General features: G+C 38.9%; 22 protein-coding genes. 21 read left to right on the top strand and 1 reads right to left on the bottom strand.

From position 1 onward, the window contains the following. Positions 1-11: 11 nt before the first annotated feature. From AAGU76_RS11280 to AAGU76_RS11245, 8 genes are all read left to right on the top strand, one after another. Positions 12-722 carry a gamma-glutamyl-gamma-aminobutyrate hydrolase family protein gene (locus tag AAGU76_RS11280; RefSeq protein WP_342485586.1) on the top strand — a complete coding sequence of 237 codons (711 nt, stop codon included), beginning with the start codon at positions 12-14 and terminating at the stop codon, positions 720-722. Positions 723-792: 70 nt separating this feature from the next. Further along, on the top strand, positions 793-1,071 hold the full coding sequence (locus tag AAGU76_RS11275; RefSeq protein ID WP_342485585.1) for a chorismate mutase: 279 nt from the start codon (positions 793-795) through the stop codon (positions 1,069-1,071). Between the two features lie 128 nt (positions 1,072-1,199). Beyond that, on the top strand, positions 1,200-1,577 hold the full coding sequence (locus AAGU76_RS11270) for a hypothetical protein (protein WP_342485584.1): 378 nt from the start codon (positions 1,200-1,202) through the stop codon (positions 1,575-1,577). A gap of 204 nt (positions 1,578-1,781) precedes the next feature. Next, positions 1,782-2,579 carry a tryptophan-rich sensory protein gene (locus AAGU76_RS11265; RefSeq protein WP_342485583.1) on the top strand — a complete coding sequence of 266 codons (798 nt, stop codon included), beginning with the start codon at positions 1,782-1,784 and terminating at the stop codon, positions 2,577-2,579. 188 nt (positions 2,580-2,767) lie between these two features. Beyond that, positions 2,768-3,088 carry a putative heavy metal-binding protein gene (locus AAGU76_RS11260; protein WP_342485582.1) on the top strand — a complete coding sequence of 107 codons (321 nt, stop codon included), beginning with the start codon at positions 2,768-2,770 and terminating at the stop codon, positions 3,086-3,088. Beyond that, positions 3,085-3,477, top strand: a complete 393-nt coding sequence (locus tag AAGU76_RS11255; protein WP_342485581.1) for a DUF2809 domain-containing protein — start codon at positions 3,085-3,087, stop codon at positions 3,475-3,477. The genes AAGU76_RS11260 and AAGU76_RS11255 overlap by 4 nt, the downstream gene beginning before the upstream one ends. Before the next feature lie 92 nt (positions 3,478-3,569). Further along, complete coding sequence (locus AAGU76_RS11250; protein ID WP_342485580.1) at positions 3,570-4,034, top strand: nitric oxide synthase; 465 nt, start codon at positions 3,570-3,572, stop codon at positions 4,032-4,034. Positions 4,035-4,232: 198 nt separating this feature from the next. Further along, the gene (locus AAGU76_RS11245) at positions 4,233-5,654 is read left to right on the top strand and encodes a hypothetical protein (protein WP_342485579.1); all 1,422 of its coding nucleotides are present in this window, start codon (positions 4,233-4,235) and stop codon (positions 5,652-5,654) included. A gap of 104 nt (positions 5,655-5,758) precedes the next feature. On the opposite strand, the gene AAGU76_RS11240 is transcribed toward AAGU76_RS11245, so the two are convergent. Next, positions 5,759-6,445: a lysoplasmalogenase gene (locus AAGU76_RS11240; protein ID WP_342485578.1), complete on the bottom strand. Its 687-nt coding sequence runs from the start codon at positions 6,443-6,445 to the stop codon at positions 5,759-5,761. Between the two features lie 230 nt (positions 6,446-6,675). Here AAGU76_RS11240 and AAGU76_RS11235 point away from each other — a divergent pair, with 230 nt between their 5' ends. The 13 genes from AAGU76_RS11235 to AAGU76_RS11175 all read left to right on the top strand — a co-directional run bounded on the left by AAGU76_RS11235 (position 6,676) and on the right by AAGU76_RS11175 (position 20,182). Next, entirely contained in the window at positions 6,676-7,500 is an 825-nt protein-coding gene (locus tag AAGU76_RS11235; RefSeq protein WP_342485577.1) for a MerR family transcriptional regulator, read from the top strand. A gap of 110 nt (positions 7,501-7,610) precedes the next feature. Beyond that, entirely contained in the window at positions 7,611-9,032 is a 1,422-nt protein-coding gene (locus AAGU76_RS11230) for an AbgT family transporter (protein ID WP_342485576.1), read from the top strand. Positions 9,033-9,053: 21 nt separating this feature from the next. After that, a complete protein-coding gene (locus tag AAGU76_RS11225; protein ID WP_342485575.1) occupies positions 9,054-10,229 on the top strand; it encodes an amidohydrolase in 1,176 nt (391 codons plus the stop codon). Positions 10,230-10,399: 170 nt separating this feature from the next. Continuing rightward, entirely contained in the window at positions 10,400-11,080 is a 681-nt protein-coding gene (locus AAGU76_RS11220; protein ID WP_342485574.1) for a response regulator transcription factor, read from the top strand. A 4-nt stretch (positions 11,081-11,084) separates the two neighbouring features. Continuing rightward, positions 11,085-12,473: a HAMP domain-containing sensor histidine kinase gene (locus AAGU76_RS11215; protein WP_342485573.1), complete on the top strand. Its 1,389-nt coding sequence runs from the start codon at positions 11,085-11,087 to the stop codon at positions 12,471-12,473. Between the two features lie 150 nt (positions 12,474-12,623). Then, on the top strand, positions 12,624-14,393 hold the full coding sequence (locus AAGU76_RS11210; RefSeq protein ID WP_342485572.1) for a serine hydrolase domain-containing protein: 1,770 nt from the start codon (positions 12,624-12,626) through the stop codon (positions 14,391-14,393). 358 nt (positions 14,394-14,751) lie between these two features. Further along, positions 14,752-15,501 (top strand): FCD domain-containing protein, encoded by a 750-nt coding sequence (locus tag AAGU76_RS11205; RefSeq protein ID WP_342485571.1) that lies wholly within the window; start codon positions 14,752-14,754, stop codon positions 15,499-15,501. Next, positions 15,453-16,511, top strand: a complete 1,059-nt coding sequence (locus tag AAGU76_RS11200; RefSeq protein WP_342485570.1) for a lipoate--protein ligase — start codon at positions 15,453-15,455, stop codon at positions 16,509-16,511. The genes AAGU76_RS11205 and AAGU76_RS11200 overlap by 49 nt, the downstream gene beginning before the upstream one ends. A 250-nt stretch (positions 16,512-16,761) precedes the next feature. Continuing rightward, positions 16,762-17,091 carry a (2Fe-2S)-binding protein gene (locus AAGU76_RS11195; protein WP_342485569.1) on the top strand — a complete coding sequence of 110 codons (330 nt, stop codon included), beginning with the start codon at positions 16,762-16,764 and terminating at the stop codon, positions 17,089-17,091. Continuing rightward, on the top strand, positions 17,045-18,175 hold the full coding sequence (locus AAGU76_RS11190) for an NAD(P)/FAD-dependent oxidoreductase (protein ID WP_342485568.1): 1,131 nt from the start codon (positions 17,045-17,047) through the stop codon (positions 18,173-18,175). Before AAGU76_RS11195 ends, AAGU76_RS11190 begins: the two co-directional genes overlap by 47 nt. Further along, the gene (locus AAGU76_RS11185) at positions 18,168-18,683 is read left to right on the top strand and encodes a 4Fe-4S binding protein (protein ID WP_342485567.1); all 516 of its coding nucleotides are present in this window, start codon (positions 18,168-18,170) and stop codon (positions 18,681-18,683) included. The genes AAGU76_RS11190 and AAGU76_RS11185 overlap by 8 nt, the downstream gene beginning before the upstream one ends. Next, on the top strand, positions 18,676-18,999 hold the full coding sequence (locus AAGU76_RS11180; RefSeq protein ID WP_342485566.1) for a (2Fe-2S)-binding protein: 324 nt from the start codon (positions 18,676-18,678) through the stop codon (positions 18,997-18,999). The genes AAGU76_RS11185 and AAGU76_RS11180 overlap by 8 nt, the downstream gene beginning before the upstream one ends. A 13-nt stretch (positions 19,000-19,012) precedes the next feature. Then, positions 19,013-20,182: an FAD-binding oxidoreductase gene (locus AAGU76_RS11175; protein ID WP_342485565.1), complete on the top strand. Its 1,170-nt coding sequence runs from the start codon at positions 19,013-19,015 to the stop codon at positions 20,180-20,182. The last annotated feature ends 4 nt before the right edge of the window (positions 20,183-20,186 follow it).

Genomic DNA, 20,186 nt, shown 5'->3' with positions numbered 1-20,186 from the left:
GGAGGCATGAGATGAAGAAACCTATGATTGGAGTTATACCATTATATGATGAAAAGAAAGAAAGCTATTGGATGCTGCCGGGATATATGAAGGGGATCGAAAGAGCGGGAGGAATTCCTGTTGTGCTTCCTCTAACTTCGGATGCAGATATTATAGCTTCAATAGCAGACAAATTTGACGGATTTCTTTTTACGGGCGGTCACGATGTTGATCCGGGCATGTATGGGGAAAAAAAGGAAGAATATTGCGGGGAGCCGTGCAGTGAAAGAGATGTGATGGAAGAAGCTCTTTTCAAACGGGTGATTGAACTGGACAAGCCGGCCTTTGGAATTTGCCGCGGCCTGCAGTTGTTTAATGTATTGCTGGGAGGATCTCTTTATCAGGATATGATTATTCAAAGGGAACCGAAATCTAATATTGAGCACAGGCAAAAACCGCCTTATGACAAGCCGGTTCATTCTGTACATATAGAAAAGGATACGATTCTTTATGATATACTTGAGAAAGAAACAATCAATGTGAACAGCTATCATCATCAAGGCATCAAGCAGATGTCAAAAAAACTGATGTGTGCTGCAGAGGCAGAAGACGGAATGATAGAGTCTGTGTATATGTCTGATAAGAGGTTTGTGCTGGCTGTTCAATGGCATCCGGAATTTATGTTCAATGTTGATGATGATAATTTGAAGTTGTTTGTTGAATTTGTCAGGGCTTGTGTTTAAGGCTGCATGAATAATTGGCAGAAATTTTTTGGATGCTATCACAATACAATATATTTTGGAGGAAAATAGTATGAATTTACTGGAAGAGGCACGAATTGATATCAACGACGTGGATAGGGAAATGGCAAAGCTTTTTGAAAAAAGAATGCAGGCAGCAGAAAAGGTTATTGCTTACAAGATAGAAAATAATCTGCCTATATTTGACAGCAGCCGAGAGGCAGATGTTATTGAAAAAAACTGCAAACTCATCGAGAATGAAAAATATATCACGTATTACAAGGAATTTATTCAGCATCTTATGGATTTATCAAAGAACTATCAAAAATCAATTTTAGATCAAAACAAATAGGATGAATTGTAAACACAGTGGATGCATGCCCTACAGAAACACTGGGTTACTCTGTACCGCGTTGATTATGTTTACTCTCTAAAAATTCAGGTATAATATAATAAAATAATGAATTTAAGGAGCATAGAGTGAAAAATCATAAATCCACATTTTTAGGCTTAATCGTGGCAGCAATGTCGTTTATATTGATGTATACAGGGATTGGGTTCATTAATAACGCTGAATTATCAACACAAAACATAGCAGCTTATGTCCTGTTTTCATTGGTGCTGGGAATCATATCGGCAATTTTCCATTATTATAAGCTAAAATATGCTTTGATATTTTTTGTGGCAGGCATAGCAATCGGGTATTTTGAAATGTTTCGCAGGTTAATGGGAGATTTGAATGGCTGGGGAGACCTGACAGGCTTAATGTCTTTGTTCATGTTTATTTTTACAGGATTAATTGCGGGAATCATTGTCCAGACAGTTTATTACTTATATAAAAAGTTTAAGAAGACATAAATCAACAATAGTGTTTTTGCATTCATTATGAAGGTATCGGTTGGAGCAGTACGTATTGCCTTAATAAGACAAGTGCGAATATTAAAAAAAGAATTCAAAATACTTTCTCAAGAACTTATATATTATAATATATGGGTTCTTACTTTTATATAAGAACAGTATACTAAAATAGAATGCACCAAAATCCAAGAGGGGGAGATTGTAATGTTTGGTAATAAGGTAAAATGTTCTGTGAAAATTATTGCTGCTGTAACTTTTTTGTTAATGATTGTTGTTAATATTCTTGCCAACACCCTGCCTATTAATGGACAAACAACCGGTGAGGTTTCAAATTCCTATCCCAATCTGTTTGCACCGGCAGGAATAACCTTTGCAATCTGGGGATTGATCTATTTGTTGTTGGCAGGTTTTACGCTTTACCTGCTGGGCTTTTTCCAAGGAAGTTCAGATGCTGTAAATTTTGAGCTGCTGAACAAGGTCGGAATAGTTTTCTCCATATCATCAATTGCCAATGCAGCATGGATTTTTGCATGGCATTATAACAGGATTCCCTTATCCATGGTGCTGATGGTGGTGATTCTTGACTGCCTGATTTTCATTAATTACCTGATAAACAAGGAAGAGCTTAGTGCAAGAGAAAAGTTATTTGTAAGGCTTCCATTCAGCGTCTATTTCGGGTGGATTACAGTTGCAACAATTGCCAATGCCACCACACTGCTGGTAAGCATAGGATGGGACGGATTCGGATTGCCTGAGCAGTTCTGGACAGTAATAATTCTGATTGTCGGCAAGCTTATCGGAACAGCAACGATAATAAGAAACAAGGATATTGCATACGGCCTTGTCATGCTGTGGGCTTACGCCGGCATATTATTGAAGCACGTTTCCGAAAGCGGCTTTGCAGGCCAATATCCTTCGGTAATATACACCGTCATAGCATGTATGATTATTTTTGTGATAGCGGTGGGGTATGTTTTGTTAGGTAATAGGAAAAAACACTAGGAAAAAAATAGGTTCAAGGTATATGTTTAGCAAAGCATAATAAAGGAACAAAAATCACTTGCTAATAAGGTCCTGTTAAGATTACAATGGATAATGATGGATAATTAATATCCGATGATGAAATTCCGGCCTAAAGCTTATTTTCATAGGAATTCATTTAACAAATATAAAAAATAATGGAGGGCAATATGATAGTTACTACTACACCTACAGTGGAAGGAAAAAGGATTGTTGAGTACAAGGGAATTGTTTTTGGTGAGGTTGTCAACGGCGTTGATTTCGTGAAGGATTTCGCTGCCGGCCTCACGAATTTCTTCGGAGGAAGATCAGGCTCCTACGAGGGTGAACTTATTGATGCCAGGGAAAGTGCGCTGGCTGAAATGGAAAAGAGGGCAATGAATCTAGGTGCCAATGCCATAGTAGGTGTTGACGTGGATTACGAGGTACTGGGCCAGGCCAACAACATGCTCATGGTTACCGCTTCAGGAACGGCGGTTGTTATTCAATGACAGTAAAAAGCAAGAGGGTACAATATGGAATTGCCTTCTTGATTTTGTTGATAACCGAGGCTGCAATCGCCATATATGTGCACGATGACTTCATAAGGCCGTACATTGGCGATGTGCTTGTGGTAGGTGTGGTGTACTGCTTCGCAAGGATTTTCTTTCCTGACGGAGTGAAGCTCATGCCTCTTTATGTATTCCTGTTTGCCGCCTTGGTGGAGACTCTGCAGTATTTTCAGTTTGTGAAAATGTTGGGATTAGAGGGGAATACATTAGCAAAAATCATAATAGGTTCAACCTTTGATGTGAAGGATATTATGTGCTATTTCGCCGGAATGCTAATCATAGCTGCCTTAGAAACATGGAGGAATAGCAGCAGAGCAAGGGCAGAGTAATTTTAATTTAATTAAAATAATCTATGCGGCTTATTAAATCACGGTTTGAACTTTTGCCGGCTTAAGCCGGCTATAAATAGGGGTGATTTCTAATGAAGACATTGATAGTATATGACTCTGTTTTCGGAAACACGAAAAATGTGGCATTGGCCATGGAGGAATCTTTGAAGGAGAACGGCGAAGCTGCCGCAGTACATGTGGGCAAGTTTCATCTGGGTTTGCTTGAAGGAGTGGGGGTGCTGGTTGTTGGTTCTCCCACAAGAGGATTTAAGCCAACCAAGGAAATTGCCGGCTTTTTAGACAAGATTCCGGCAGGAAGACTTGGAGGCATGAAGGTTATGGCTTTTGATACCAGGTCAGATGTGAAGAAAATCGACAACAAGATTCTTAATTTCATGGTGAAGCGTTTTGGTTATGCTGCAGAGCCCATAGGGGACAAACTGGTTAAAAAGGGCGGAAAGCTTGCCAAGTCTCCTGAAGGATTCATAGTGAGCGATACGGAAGGCCCCATGGTGGACGGAGAAATTGAAAGGGCCAAAAACTGGATTAAGCTTTAGCAGGTGGGCAGTTGCACTAAATGATTAGTGTAACGCCCATTTTTATTTATGAGATGATAAATTGCGCTACCATATTCATGAAATCACGAAACTTTTACCAAACTTTTACAGGAAGCATATGCTGTTTCAACATTTGAGATATACACTGACTGCAGATTGATTGAATCAATACTACAGTTACAAAAGGAGATTAATTTCATGAATTTCAGCAAGAGAAAAAGTATTTCTGCAGTTTTATCATTGGCTATGATTTCTTCATTTGCACTTGGAAATGTGGGTACGGTTTATGCTTCGGATTTGGGAAAAGGTACTGACTATTATATCGTTAACCCTTATGAGACTGTGGACTGGGAAAATTTCGGTCAATACAAGGCTGACTTCCACTCGCACACTACGGAAAGCGACGGAGGAAACACTGCTTTGGAAATGATTGAAGACCATTATGCCAAGGGATTTGATATCCTGGCGATAACCGACCACAACTTCAACAATACCACATGGGACAGAACCGACAGACCGGAAACAAATGCCAGCGGAAAGCCGTTGGAATATATAAGCAGTGAGAGGCTTGCAGAAATTAATGCCGGAACGGACAGGGACGGAAGAGGCATGACTGCAATTCCGTATTCTGATGAGCAGTCAAGAAATGACCACCTTAACACATTCTGGGCTGATTACAACAACGAAGCCGGATATACGCTGGAAGACAGCATCAAGAAAGCTGATGAGCTTGGCGGAATTTCACACATCAATCATCCCGGAAGATACACAGGAGCAGTAAAGGCATCTCTTGAAGGAGGGGAAAGAATTTCAAAGGATCCTGCAGTTGTAGCAAAGTACGTGGATTTGTTCAATAAATATGATTCGTCGCTGGTGGGAATGGAAATCATAAATAAAAAAGACGGCGATTCAATAAGCGACAGAATTCTTTGGGACAGCATACTTCAGCAGACCATGCCTGAAAGGAACTTTGTATGGGGATTTTCAAATGATGATACTCACAGCGTAGGTGCCACAGGATACAGCTACAACATCATGCTGATGCCTGAAAATACAGAAGAAGCTGTTCGCTATTCCATGGTTAACGGAACATTCTATGCAGTGGCTAAAGTAGCTAAAAGGGAACTGGGCATGAACTTTGCGGCTCAAGGGGCCACTCCTGTAATCGAAAATATTTCTGTTGACCAGGAAGAGAACTCCATTACAATAGAAGGCACAAATTACAATAAGATTGAATGGATTGCAGACGGCGAAGTAATTGCTGTCGGAAACACGATAGACCTAAACGATTATGAAGAAAAAATAAACAGCTATGTACGTGCTCAGCTGTTAGGAGACGGCGGAATCAGCTTTATCCAGCCCTTTGGAATAAACGAGGATACTATCGATAATTTAAAGGCATCCGTGGAAGAGCTCGACTTGAACAAAGGGATCAGGAACAGCCTTACAGTGAAACTTGAGAATGCAGAAAAATTAATCGATAAGGATAACTCAAATTACGCAAATGTTTTGAATGCATTCATCAATGAAGTGGAATCCATGAAGAACACTTCCATAACCGAAGAAGCTGCCAATAAGCTCATAGAATCTGCCAATGAAATAATGAAAAATATAAAATAGTCTATATAAATGCCGGATAAAATACAAATCATCACCTGAATTGAAAGGGACAGACCATGGCGACTGTCCCTGCTTTTTATTTGAAGGTACGGTAAAACTTCTGCTTATATAAATGTGTAAAACAGTGAGGCTGCAATCAGGAGCTGCCCTGTGAAATATGTAATGCTGTTGAGTATCCTGTAGTGGGAACTTCCTTTCATGTATTTATGTTTTGCCAGGAATATGTCTGATGCCATGAATAAAGTTGCTCCCAGGGCCATCATAAGCCTTGACTGCATGGCATAAGGCGAGAAGTAAATCATGGACAAGGCCTTGACTGTCATGAGTACAAGAAGCATGCCGTATATGTATAAGACGTATTTTTCCTGGCCGAAATCAAGCTTCTTCCTAGTTGTGAAATACAGAATCAACACATACAGGATTATGGAAACAAGCACATCAAAATGGAGAAATCCTACGGTACTAACCATGGCAACAATGTAGAATACGTGGGCAAGTCCGAAGCACAATATGCCGGCTTTGAATCTTGCAGAGACGGAATCCATAAAAATCAGGAAGTAATCTCCGGCCAGCGATGCCATAAGACCAAACAAAATGAAAACCGCATACATGCTGAAATCGTTCAGGGTGGAGCCGATAAGACCGACTGCGCAGAACGTAACAGAAAGAGTCATCTTAAATTTGGAGATTTCCAGCTTATCTTCCCTTCCGGACCGGACAACATACAAGGGAAGAAGCAATAGCAGGTAAACAACAGAAATCAATTTTAACACTATCAAACTATTTTCCATATCTTTTCACCTCACATCATAATATGAAAAATTCCTCTTATAGTCTATATACCAAAATATTTTTATTTGAAACCATCTTTCGGATATTTGTGAACAATCATTCCTGGGAAAACATTTTTGGCAGAAATGTACAAAGTAATTTGTTTGTGCTAAAATGTCATTATGCAGTAATTGCTGACAATTTGTGGTTTTGCAGAATATGTGCAGAAATATCGTTTGCTGGAGGCATTATGAAACAAAAATATCTTGTCAATGAAATTGCTAAGTATTTCGGCGTATCAGGCGATACCATCAGGCACTATGACAGGCTTGGCATCATTTCGCCTAAGAAGGATGAAAAAAATAACTACAGGTACTACAGCCGTGAAGATCTGATTTGTTTTTCTTACGTATTTGAGCTGAAGGATTTAGGTCTTCCTCTAAAGCAGATAGATAAAATGCTGAACAACAACACAATGGAATATGCTGCTCAGGTACTTGAAGCACATGAACAGGAAATAGAAAAGCAGATAGAAGAGCTTAAGAAGTTGAAGTGGATCATCAACGACTACAAACAGTGCATTTATAATGCCATTCAAAACTATGACAAAATAAACATAGCAGAGGACCTGGCAGTTGTTTACAAGGAAATAGAGCAAAGCGAAAGTTCGCTGATAGACAATCTGAACCTGTTCAAGAATTTGTCCATGACTCATATTCCGTTGTTTACATTTGTTGTAGATAAAGACTTATTTTTGTCGGATGAGTTTTATAACAATGTGAAGGATTGCAGGAGCTACTTCAAGTATGCTTTGAGTTTGGTGAACGATGAGAATCTGGCTTCAAGGGCTGATACGTACAGCGGCGGTTTCAAGGTGCTGAACCCCAGGAAGTGTCTGAAGTCGGTGATAAAGTTCTACACTCACAGAGACTACAGCGCCATAATCAGAATTGTGGATTACATCAGGGACAATAACCTGGAAATAGACGGGCCTGTGCTGTTGAGGGCAATATCATTCAAGAACGACAAAGACAACAATTATGATTTTTATGAGATCTATATACCTTTAAAGTAGAAAATCAAAAAAATAGTATAACATGCTATTGACCTTTGAGTAGCTCATAGGTTTATAATTATAATATAAAGCGGTTATTCATAACCGCGGATTATTATATGGAGGTATATATGACCGAAAAGAGCAAGCAAGAAGGGAAACGCCGAGAGTTTCCGCATGTTTTCGTAATTTTACTATCAATTATTCTAATCGTAAGTATTCTTACTTACATCGTACCTGCAGGACAGTATCAAAGAGTGCTTGATGCGGCATCGAACAGGATGGTTATCGACCCGAATTCATTTGCTTATATTGACAGAACACCTATAAATTTATTCGGTATGTTCGTAAGCCTGATCGAAGGGCTGATTCAGGCATCCAACATCACATTTCTGATTTTTTCTGCATTTTCATGCTTGTACCTGATTGAAAAGACTGGTGCGCTGGATGCCAGCATTTCGCTGATGGTGAAAAAGACCGAAGAAAAACCACAGTATGCAACTGCCCTCATGGTATTTATCATGGTGGTGCTGTCTGTGTGGGCTTCCACCGGAACCATGTCCTATGAGGAAATTGTTGCATTCATTCCTGTGTTTCTGGTGCTGTGTCTGGCTCTTGGCTATGATGCGCTGGTTGCATTGGGAATTTCGCTGCTGCCTGTCGGAGTAGGATTCTCATCAGCTACTGTAAATCCATTCAGCGTGGGAGTTGCTCAGACCATTGCAGAGCTTCCTCTGTTCTCCGGAATAGGATACAGAATTCTCGTTCTTGTTGTGATGACAACAATGACCGTAATTTATGTTCTTGCCTACGCCAACAAGATTAAAAAGGATCCGTCAAAGAGTCTTGTGAAGGATCTTGATTTTTCTGATGTGAAGATTGACGAGGAAAGAATGAAGACTCCTTTGACAAAGGAAAGAAAGCTTTCGCTGCTCATATTGTTTGTGGGAATCTTTTTCATGGCCTTTGGGTTGATAAAACTGAAATGGTACATCAATGAAATTGCAGCCATATTCATCATAGTATCCATATTGGTGGGATTGGTGAACAGATGGAATGCCAACAAAATTACAGGCACACTGGTTGAAGGGCTGTCAAAAGGCGTTACATCTGCACTGGTTGTAGGAGTTGCAAGGGGTATCCTGGTTGTTTTGACCAAGGGAAATATCATAGATACAATCATTCACGCTGCAGCAGGACTTCTGAACAACCTGTCACTGTATGCAAGCTCTGTAGGCATGCTTGTTATTCAAAATCTGATCAACTTCCTGATTCCTTCTGCTTCAGGCCAGGCGGCAGCTACAATGCCCATAATGATTCCCATAGCTGACCTCATTGGAGTAAAAAGACAAATAGCAGTGCTCACATTCCAGTTCGGAGACGGTTTTTCAAACATACTGTGGCCTACAGGATTTGTCCTGATTGCATGTGCCATGGCAAAGGTGCCGATCAATAAATACTACAAATGGATACTTCCGTACTTTGCAATCTGCTTTGTGCTGCAGGTGGCATTCGTTCTGGGAGCTGTTGCCATAAACTACGGACCATTCTAATAAGATACGGGAGTGAATTTATTGAAACATATACTTGAACAGGCGGATCAAATCAAAGACAGGACAGTTTTTCGAAGGCGTTACATCCATCAAAATCCGGAGACCGGATTTGATACTCAAAACACCGAGAATTATGTGAAGGAGCTTCTCAGGGAACTTAATATTGAAATTCTGCCGTCCACCGTTGGAGTTCTGGGACTGATAAAAGGAAACAACACAAATGACATGGTGGCCCTGAGAGCTGACATGGATGCTCTTTCTTTAACCGAAGAAAACGAGGTTGATTACAAATCAGGGGTAATCGGCAAAATGCATGGCTGCGGACATGACGGACACACGGCTATGCTCATGGGAGCTGCCGAATTGTTAAGCATTAACCGTGACTGTTTAAAACATGATGTGTTGCTGGTGTTTCAGCCAGCCGAAGAAGGTCCCGACCTGGGAGGGGCAAGGATAATGCTGAAGGACATGGAAAACATGGAGCTCCTTCCAAAGATCAAATGCATGTACGGCCAGCATGTGACGACGGAACTTGAAATTGGAAAGGTTTTTCTGAAGTACGGAAGTCTTACAGCATCCACGGATGAGTATACCATTGAAATAATAGGCAAGGGAGGTCATGCGGGGATGCCTCAGGAAGCTGTTGACGCCATATCGATAGCGTCAAAGTTCATAGGTGAAATGGAAAGCTTCATGTCAAGAAGATTAGACCCCTTTGACCCGGCCGTATTTTCAGTGGGAATGATAAAGGGCGGCTCTGCAAAAAACATCATAGCTGAGAGGGTTGAATTAAGCGGCACTATCAGGTGTCAGTCTGAATACAACAGGCAATACATACTGGAGAACGCTGAAAAGATTTTAAAGGGAATATGTTTGTATTCAGGAGCTTCCTACAACCTGAAGGTGCTTCACGGTCTGCCGCCCCTGGTTACCGACGATAATGTAATGGACATGGTAAAAGAGTTTGCAGCTGAAATTCTTGGTGAAGAAAATGTGGTTGCAGCATCAAAGGCCAGCATGGGAGCCGAAGATTTCTCATATTTTGCAGAGAAGATACCTTCTGCATTCATATGGGTGGGGGCGAGAAACGAGAAAAAGGGATTTGTAAACATAATGCACAACCCGAGGTTTGATTTTGACGAGGATGTGCTTCCCATAGGAGTTAAAATGCTCTGCAGATTTGCCCTTCAGGATTGAGAAGATAATAGTCCATATTCAAACTGCTGTGATTTATGGCGTGAAGGTACACCATTGCCCCTGACAAATTGGTCAGGGGTATTTTATATTGGTTAAATACAAGTGGATAATTAAAAAATAATAAGCTATAATGTAGATGAAATGGTTTTCAAAAAATATTGGGGGAAGATATGAGAGTTCTGGTTGCAGAAGATGAAAAGGATTTAAGGGAGCTGCTTAAGCTGAATCTTGAAAAAGAAGGATATGATGTGGTTTGTGCCAGGAACGGCAAAGAGGCGCTGGATATTTTCAATTCCGATGAAATTGACATTGGAATATTTGATGTCATGATGCCTTTTCTGGATGGCTTCAATCTCCTTCGTAAAATCCGGGAGACAAGCGCTGTTCCCATCATTATGCTGACTGCCCGGGGAGAAGACATGGATAAAGTTTTAGGCTTTGGGCTTGGAGCCGATGACTATCTTGTAAAGCCCTTCAGCATGGCAGAGCTCATCGTGAGAGTTGCGGCACGCCTTAGAAGAAGCAGCAGCACAGCCGGGAAACCATGTTTGCTGACTATAGGGGAACTGACCTTGAATGCTGATGCCTGCAGTGTAAGCAGGGATGACAGGCAAATAGAGCTCAATGCCAAAGAGTACCTGATCCTCAAGTTTTTTATGGAAAATCCGGAAAGAGTCTTTACGAAGAAACAGATATATGCTGCAGTGTGGGAAGATGATTACCTTTATGACTGTAATACGGTAATGGTTCATATAAGCCGCATACGAAACAAAATAGAAAAGGATCCCCAAAATCCTGCGTACATTAAGACTATCAAGGGTATCGGATATAAATTCTGCAGGGAGAAGTGATAAAGTGAAAGTAAAAAACCGCCTGTTGATCAATTATGTATTAATGTTTGTTATCACTTCCGCAATTGCAGTCATTGCTGTTGTTATACTGAGTGTCGCTTCCGGCATTCTTGAAAGTTCGCTTGTAAAGAACAGGTACACAGCCTCGTCCCTTATGAAGGATGACATAGCCCATATTGAATACAATGATATAATCAATAATAATGGGGGAATCCAGGTAATCGATTATGATTACAGGATTGTTTTATCAGAAGGTATCAGCAATTTTCCCAAAAGTCAGCTCACTGCTTCTGAATTTACTGAATTTCTGACACAATCACAAAGCACCACTCGAAAATTCAGTTACAGCATCGCCTACAACGAAAAGATGAAATTTTGGCTGATTGTAACATTTCCCACATCCATCAGAATTGATTTCAATGTAACCAGGAACAGCTTTTACAGGTCGGCTGACACAGGTGCTGTCACATGGTTTATTGTGATTGTAGTCGCTGTTTATGTAATAATGTTAATCATAAGCACATTAATCTATTCAAGGTTTACTGCTTCAAGCTTTACTCGTCCTCTTGCCATGCTTCAGGAGTATACGAACAAGCTGAGAAACGGGGATTATTCTGCAAGAGCAAACCTTGATCTGGATAATGAATTCGGTGATCTTGAACGGTCTTTCAATGAAATGGCAAACCAGATCCAGACAGAAATCAGCTTGCGCAAAAAATCAGAAGACATCAGAAGGCAGCTTACCCTTGACATTGTTCATGATTTGAAAAATCCTCTTTCAGCTATAATGGGTTATGCCGAATACTGCCTTAACAACCCGGATCAAGCAAACGAAAACTACATCAGGTCAATTTATCATAACGGCAGCCGTGCCAACTCTCTTTTAACCGGATTGTTTGAATTGTCCAAGCTGGAAAGTTCCGAGTACAGGCTAAATATGAAGAAAACAGACCTTTCGGAGTATTTGAGGGCAAAGATTGCTGATTTAATTGATGAACTGGAGTCATCGGGTTTTGCCTACGAGTTTGAAATTCCTGAAGGAGAGCTTTATGTAAAACTTGATGAGAAGGAAATGGATCGGGTTTTTGACAATCTTTTTCAAAACGCAACTCGTTATAATGGCAAAGGCACAAAAATATCCTTAACATTAAAAGAATGTGACGGTCATGCCGAAATTATGCTGTCCGACAACGGCATAGGGATTGATAAGGACCTTTCGGAAAAAATATTCAGTCCATTCGTAAGGGCGGATAAGTCAAGGAATTCTGAAACAGGGGGAAGCGGGCTGGGCCTTGCCATAGCAGAAAAAATAATCAGGCTTCATGGGGGAAACATCTATCTGGTTTCAGATGTTGGCATGGGTTGTACATTTTATATTGAACTTCCGATTTAAATAGATATTATAAAGCTGCTTCGGTTGAAGCAGTTTTTTCTTTGCAAGAGTTAAATCAGATAATATTTAAGGATTATTTAAGGTTGAAGTAAGCTCAGTGTTATACCGATAAATTACAATTATCTCATATAAAAGAAAAGGAGTTTTATTATGAGAAAATTATTGATTGCATTAACTGTTATTTCGATGCTGATGTCAGCTGTTCCGCCCTTAGCATATGCTGTCGGAAAACATAAGACCTATACAGATTCTGAAAATGTTTCTGAATACTTTGACAGAAGCATGGAACAAATAATTGCTGCAAAAAAAGCCAAGGGTGCAGTTGCAGTATTTGTACAGGATGGGGAAGTTGTAATGAGCAAAGGATATGGATATGCGGATGAATTTTTAGATTTCAAATCAGACAATGAACGCACAGGTTTTAGAATAGGCTCCATATCAAAAACCTTTGTGGCAGCGGCAGCTCTTAAGGCTATGGAAGACGGAAAGATTGACATGAATGCGGATATCTCCCTATATCTTGAACAGGATGCTCCAAAACTGAAGTACCCTGTCACCATGGAACATCTGCTGACGCACACTGCAGGCTTCGAAGAAGTAGTAACAGGCATGGCAGTGGAGAACATCAGCGACACAGAGCTGTTATCCGTAACGGTTAAAAAGTATGTGCCAACACAGATATTCAAACCGGGAGAGGTAGCATCTTATTCCAATTACGGAATTGCACTGGCTGCTTACGTGCTTGAACGGGCAACGGGCATCGATTTTGCTGATTACTGCATGAATAACATATTCCTTCCTTTGGGAATGAACAGGACCACTTTTAAACACATGCATGATACGGTATATGTTTCTAAGGCTTACCTTCCGGATGGCAGGGAGACGACGGAGCCTTATATGAACCTTTACCCCGAGGGTTCTGCAGTATCCACCGCAGAGGATATGGGAAAGTACATCCAATGGCTTCTTAGCGAGGATGATGTAATTTTGAGAAAAGAAAATAAGGAAAAACTTTTTGCCCGCCAATTTTACATGGCAGATGCGCTTTCAGGCATAGGCTATGTTTGGAACAGAAAAGAAAGAAACGGCAGCATATATCTTGAGAAGAAAGGGGAGACACTGAATTTCTACTCCAGGATTGCCCTTTATCCCGATAAAAAAACTGGATACTTCCTTTCTTTCAACACCTACGTTCCTGAGGATGAAATAAATGAGATAACATCACAGATTACAACCCTTCTGCTGGGCGAAAAAGAAATTGCTGAGGATATACCGGGTGCAACTATTGATATCAGCGGCTGCTACGTAAATGCTTGGTCAAGCTTAAATACTTCAGAAAAGCTGCTGAGATTTATAGTTCCCGGGAAGATGGCTGATATATCAGGATCTTTGAAGGAAGGATATACGTTTAATGATGAAAAAATCACGCATTTAGGAAACAATTCCTACAGCACGCCTTTAGGGACAGTTAAGTTCATCCAGAGGGATGGAAAGGTTCTGATGGCAACAGATTTCTCTCAGACCTACATCAGGATAAACGGGTTGGAGAACAAAGGCGTTACCATGATAACAACTATTCTTTTTCTGATTAGTTCCTTAATCTGTTCTGCCTCATGTTTTATAATGCGAAAAAGGAATGCAGGTTTGATGCTTGGAGCAATCTCACTGTTGCAGGTAATATTGTTTTTCGCTCTTGTCTATATGCTTTATCTGGGTGCTGTGAATTTTGAAATGCTTAACTATGTAGTATATATCAGAATAGCAGCATGGCTTATGGTTCTTGCAGCTGCTGCAAACATTATGCTAACTTTTATTAAACAACGGGATTATTACGAAAAACCGTTAAGGTGCATTTATTTCCACAACGCAATAAGTGCTGCTTTCTGTCTGATGATGTTAAATATGCGGCTTTTGCTATAACATCACTTATCACAGGTGAGAGGCTGACTCAGCAGAATTAAAAACTTAATGAATTTCGAGGATGCCCTGCCCATAGGAGTTAAAATGCCCTGCAGCTTCGCACTGCAGGAGTGAAGGAATAAATATTTGTGGTCTATTTCAAAAATAGGCCATTTTTAATGTGAAAAATAGGATTCAATATATTAAAAAAATATCTAGGCATATATACTGTTTATTATAATATAAATAAGTAACGTAGGAATCAATATTTCTGCAAAAAGTTCAGTTAATGGATGGCGTAGTTTTAAGTGTTCATAATGGGAGTAAAAATCAGTAGTACTATTGAATTTTTTATATCTTATAACAAGGAGAATATAAAGTGACAGTATCAATTGGTATGGTTCATTATCAAATTTTAGATACAATAAAGGAATCAGAAAATCCTATTGGGGCTATAAGGCTAAAAAAGGTTTTAGATAAAAAGCAGTTGAATTTAAGTGAGGCAAAAATAGGAAGAATATTAATTAATTTGGAAGAAGAAGGCTTAATAAAAAAGGATGGATCTAACGGCAGAATATTGACTGAGCTCGGGTATGGCAAAATAATTGAATATGAATATTTCTATAAAAGTAAGAAGTATGCTGATAAAATAATGAATCTGATTAACTGCACCAATAAAGATGATATGATATTTCATCTTGATGCCAGAGAGGCTATTGAACTTAAAGCTATTGAATTAGTCATTAATACAGTACCAGACAATGATCTGGAGGAACTAAGGGCAATATTGGTTGAGCAAATGCAGGTTTTATATAATTACAAGGAGAAAAAGCCTACAAAAAGTCAGGGGAGTTTGGATTACAAGTTTCATAGTACTATCATAAAATTATCAGGTAATCCTTATCTGGAAGCAATTTATCAACTGCTGAGGTGTTCTGAAGAAATGCAGCTCATGTATGAATTTATAGCAGGGCAGGGATGTATAGAAGAGCACAGCAAAATATTTGAAGGAATATCAGAAAGAAATTTGGAAGAAGCTTGTTCTGCATTAAAAAAACATATAGGTGATGTCAAGAATGAATGCATAACATATTGGGAGAACAAGAGGATTTTGGAGAAGTATCTTTAAGATCAACAGCATTAATGGGGGGTATTCTCATGATACTCATTAATTTACATACTACTGACCCATACTTCAATTTAGCAGCAGAAGAATATGTATTTGATAGCATGGATGATAAACAGGACTTTTTTATGTTGTGGCAAAATCATAATGCTATTATAATCGGAAAATATCAAAATACAATAGAGGAAGTAAATGAAGAGTTTGTTAACGCTAATGATATAAAGGTTGTGCGAAGATTATCTGGTGGAGGAGCAGTATACCATGACTTGGGCAATATAAACTTCACTTTTATCAATAAAAATAATAATCTTTGTGAGATGGATTTCAGCAAATATATGTCCCTAATGACAAAGTCATTGAATAAAATGGGATTGAACGCTGAATGCAATACAAGAAACGATATAATTATAGACGGCAAAAAAGTATCAGGAAATGCACAATATATGAAGAAAGATAAAATATTACATCATGGAACACTGCTTTACAAATCTGATTTAGATTTATTGGAAAAATCATTAAATGTGAAACCATTCAAAATAGAATCTAAAGGAGTAAAATCTGTTAAAGGCAGAGTTGCAAATATATCTGATTATATGGCTGATCCAGCTGATACAAATGATTTTAAAATAGAGCTATTAAAGAATATATTTGATGAAAATTTATTCGAGGAGTACTGCTTTACCGATGAAGATATAGTGAACATCAATAAAATAAGTAGTGAGAAATATTCGACCTGGAAATGGAATTATGGATATTCACCGGATTATAACCTAAGAAGAGAAAAGAAATTTGACTTCGGTTATATTACCAGTTACATTCAAGTTGAACATGGTAGAATAATTAATATAAAATTTTATGGTGATTTTTTTGGTATTGGTGACATAAACGAGCTCGAGAATTTTTTAAGTAAAAGAACAATGAATAAAAATGTTATTCAAACTGCTCTAGAAGATATTAATGTCGAATATTATATTTACGGACTAGATAAAAAATCATTTATGGAGCTTTTTTAATCTGAATTTTATTTTATCAAGGCTTTTTAATTATATATAAGTGAGAAATAACTTTACTTTAACTTAGCAAAAGTAAGGTTATTTCTTTTTATTATTACTAACATAAAACGCGAAGTCTGCAATATATATTAAATATAATCAAAGGTGATTATATTTTTCCAAAACTTAATCACTGTAAGCAATTAATCGCTGTGAACAGATACATATCGATCAATAAAAATAACAACCTAATTTTTAGGAAGGAGCAGTTATGAACGTTAACAGAATTATTAATCATGTTGTTTTAGGGCCTCTTGAAGAAAGGGCCTTAGTAAAAATAACGGTGGATGGAAAAGAAATCTTCTGCTATGAAAATGAAATGATAGCAGCTGCACTTTTAGCTAATGGAATTAATGTGTTTAGAGAAACAGAAAAGAAACATGAGCCAAGAGGTATGTTTTGTGCAATTGGCAGATGCACGGATTGTGTAATGGTAGTTGATGGAATCCCAAATGTAAGAACATGTGTTACTCCCGTTAAAGAAGGAATGGTAATTGAAACACAAAAAGGAAATGGAAGGTGGGGAAAAACTTATGATTAATACACAACTAGCAGTAATAGGAGCAGGGCCGGCAGGTTTATCAGCGGCTATTGAAGCAGCTAAATATGGTGTGAAAGTAACTTTGCTGGATGAAAACTCTAAACCTGGTGGTCAATTATTTAAACAAATACATAAATTCTTTGGCTCAAAAGAACATAAAGCAGGGACCAGAGGATTTGATATAGGCAGTCAACTGATAGAGGAATCAAAAAAATATGGGGTGAATGTCAGGATGGGAAACGTTGTGTATGGTGCATTTGATAAAAACTATCTTGATATAACATATGAAGATAAAGTTGAAGTGCTAAAGGCTGAAAAGATAATAATTGCAACAGGTGCAAGTGAAAAAGCTCTATGTTTTCCCGGGTGGACAATGCCGGGAGTAATGGGGGCAGGAGCAGCTCAAACAATGATTAATGTCAACAGGGTATTGCCAGGCAAAAGAATTCTAATGATCGGTTCGGGAAATGTAGGTCTTATTGTATCTTACCAGCTTTTGCAAGCCGGAGCAGAAGTTGTTGCACTGGTTGAAGCTGCAGATTGTATAGGTGGGTATGGTGTTCATGCTGCAAAAATAAGAAGAGCTGGAGTTCCTATACTAACCTCACATACTGTCAAATGTGTAACCGGCACCAAGTGTGTTGAAAGTGCAACTGTTGTGCGTGTCGATAATAATTTTAAACCTATAGAAGGAACAGAAAAAACATTTGATGTAGACATGGTTTGCATTGCCATTGGATTATATCCGTTAGTTGAGCTTATTAAAATATTCGGGTGTCAAACAGCATATCTACCAGTGTTAGGTGGCTTTGTACCATTGCATGATGAGAGTATGGAAACATCAATTCCTGGTGTATATGTAGCAGGTGATTTAGCAGGTGTAGAGGAAGCAAGCACTGCAATGGAAGAGGGGAAATTGGCAGGTTTAGCCGTAGCTCATAGCTTGGGATATATTACAAATGAGGAATACGATTTAAGATCTGAGTCTATAAAAGGACAGATAGACTCTTTACGCATGGGACAATTTGGGCAAAAGAGGAAAGAAGCTGTAGATTTTTTGGTAGGGGGTGCAAGTGATGTGTAGCGGGTTGTTAAAAACAGGTTTAATAAGTGAAGAGGAATTGAAAAAATGCCAATTGCCTTCAGATGAAAGGTTAAAAAAGGGGCCTGTTGCAGTTATTGAGTGTATTCAAGAAATACCATGTAACCCATGTGAGGCAGCTTGTAAATATGGTGCAATAAAAGTTGGTTCACCAATAATAAATCTCCCTGTTTTGGATGAAGAAAAATGCATAGGATGTGGACAATGTATAGCAATGTGTCCTGGACTTGCTATATTCCTGGAAGATTACACATTTTCAGACGAAGAGGCAATTGTTGCTATACCGTACGAGTATCAGTATATACCTCAAAAGGGTCACAAGGTAAGTGTTATGTCAAGAGCAGGAGAAGTAATAGGAACCGGAGTTGTCGAAAAAGTAATTAATTCTAAAAACAATGATAGGACATTAGTTATATATTTGCGTGTGCCAAAGCTTATAGCAAGAAAAGTAAGAAATATAGATTTTAGGGGAGGACGGTTATATGAGTGACATTATAAATGATGATGATATGATAATTTGCAGGTGCGAAGAAATCACTAAAGGTGAAATAAAAGAAGCTATAAGGAACGGCGCTTCATCAGTGACCATGGTGAAAAAACTGACTAGAGCCGGAATGGGATTATGTAAAGGAAAAACTTGTTCTAAGCTTATTCAGTCTATAATATCTCAGGAAACCGGAATTCCACTGAAAGAAATTGACTTTGATGTTCAAAGAGCTCCTCTGAGGCCATTAAAGGTTGAAACAATAGCTAACTTTAAGGATGATGATTTGGTCAGTGAAGAAGTATGCAGCAGAATTTTATAGGAGGCAAAGATAAATGCAGGAAATAAGAGGAACTCAAACTGTTATTATTGGCGGTGGAATTAATGGACTATCATTGGCTTACAACCTGGCTAAAATGAAACATAAAGCCATAGTCATTGAAAAAAGATACTGCGGAAGTGAAGGCAGCGGAAGAAATGCAGGTGGTGTCAGGCAGCAAGGCAGGCTGCCGGCAGAGGTTCCTTTAGTTATGGAAGCAACGCGGATATGGGATACATTAAGTGACGACTTAGGAGTTGATACAGAATTCAGGAGAACAGGCAACATCTTTCTGGCTACCACCGATGCTGAACTTGAAGCTCATCATAAGATGACTGAGAGAATTAGAAAACAAGGATTAGAAGTTTATGTTGTAGATGAAAAAGAAGCCCGAAAAATAGTACCGGCTCTAAAAAAAGGTGTCTGTAAAGGAGGATCTTACAGTCCAACTTGTGGAATGGCAAACCCTTATTATACATCGTTAGGTTATGCTTCGAAAGTCAGGAACTTGGGTGTAGAGATAATGGAATATACGGCAGTAACTGATATAGTAACAAAAAATAACTGTATTGATGGAGTGATTACAGATAAAGGATACATAAAATGCGACAGAGTTGTAATTGCTGCCGGTTCCTGGTCGGTCGAGCTGGGCAAAATGGTTGGCATTGATATACCAATTACTCCATGCAGAAATCAGATGATGGTTACTGAGCCAATACCGCCATTGGTCAGACCCTTTCTTTTAACGGGTACATGCTACTGCAATCAAACAAAAAATGGAAACATGATAATAGGAAATGTCGACCCTGAGGACTATTGTATGGGAAATTCCGCAAATGTTAATGAAATGAAAATTTCGGCAAGAAACATGCTTAAATATATACCTCAATTGGGAGATGTTAATGTAATTAGAACATGGGGCGGACCATTAGATTTGACTCCCGATGACATGTCTATTCTAGGTAATGTGGATGAGGTGGAGGGGCTGGTCTTAGCCTGTGGATTTGCAGGTCATGGATTTGCAACAGGACCTTTAATAGGTAAGTTATTGGCACAGCTTATAGTTTTTGACAAAACAGAATTGCCTATCGAACCATTTAGATTTTCAAGGTTTAAAGAAGAGAAACCAAAAGATGAAGAGGTTGTTTATGCCTATGGTCAGTCAGTAAAAAAATTAAGAGAATAGGAGA

This window comes from Sedimentibacter sp. (assembly GCF_038562225.1).
GTDB lineage: Bacteria > Bacillota > Clostridia > Tissierellales > Sedimentibacteraceae > Sedimentibacter.
This window is presented reverse-complemented; position numbering and strand designations above follow the sequence as displayed.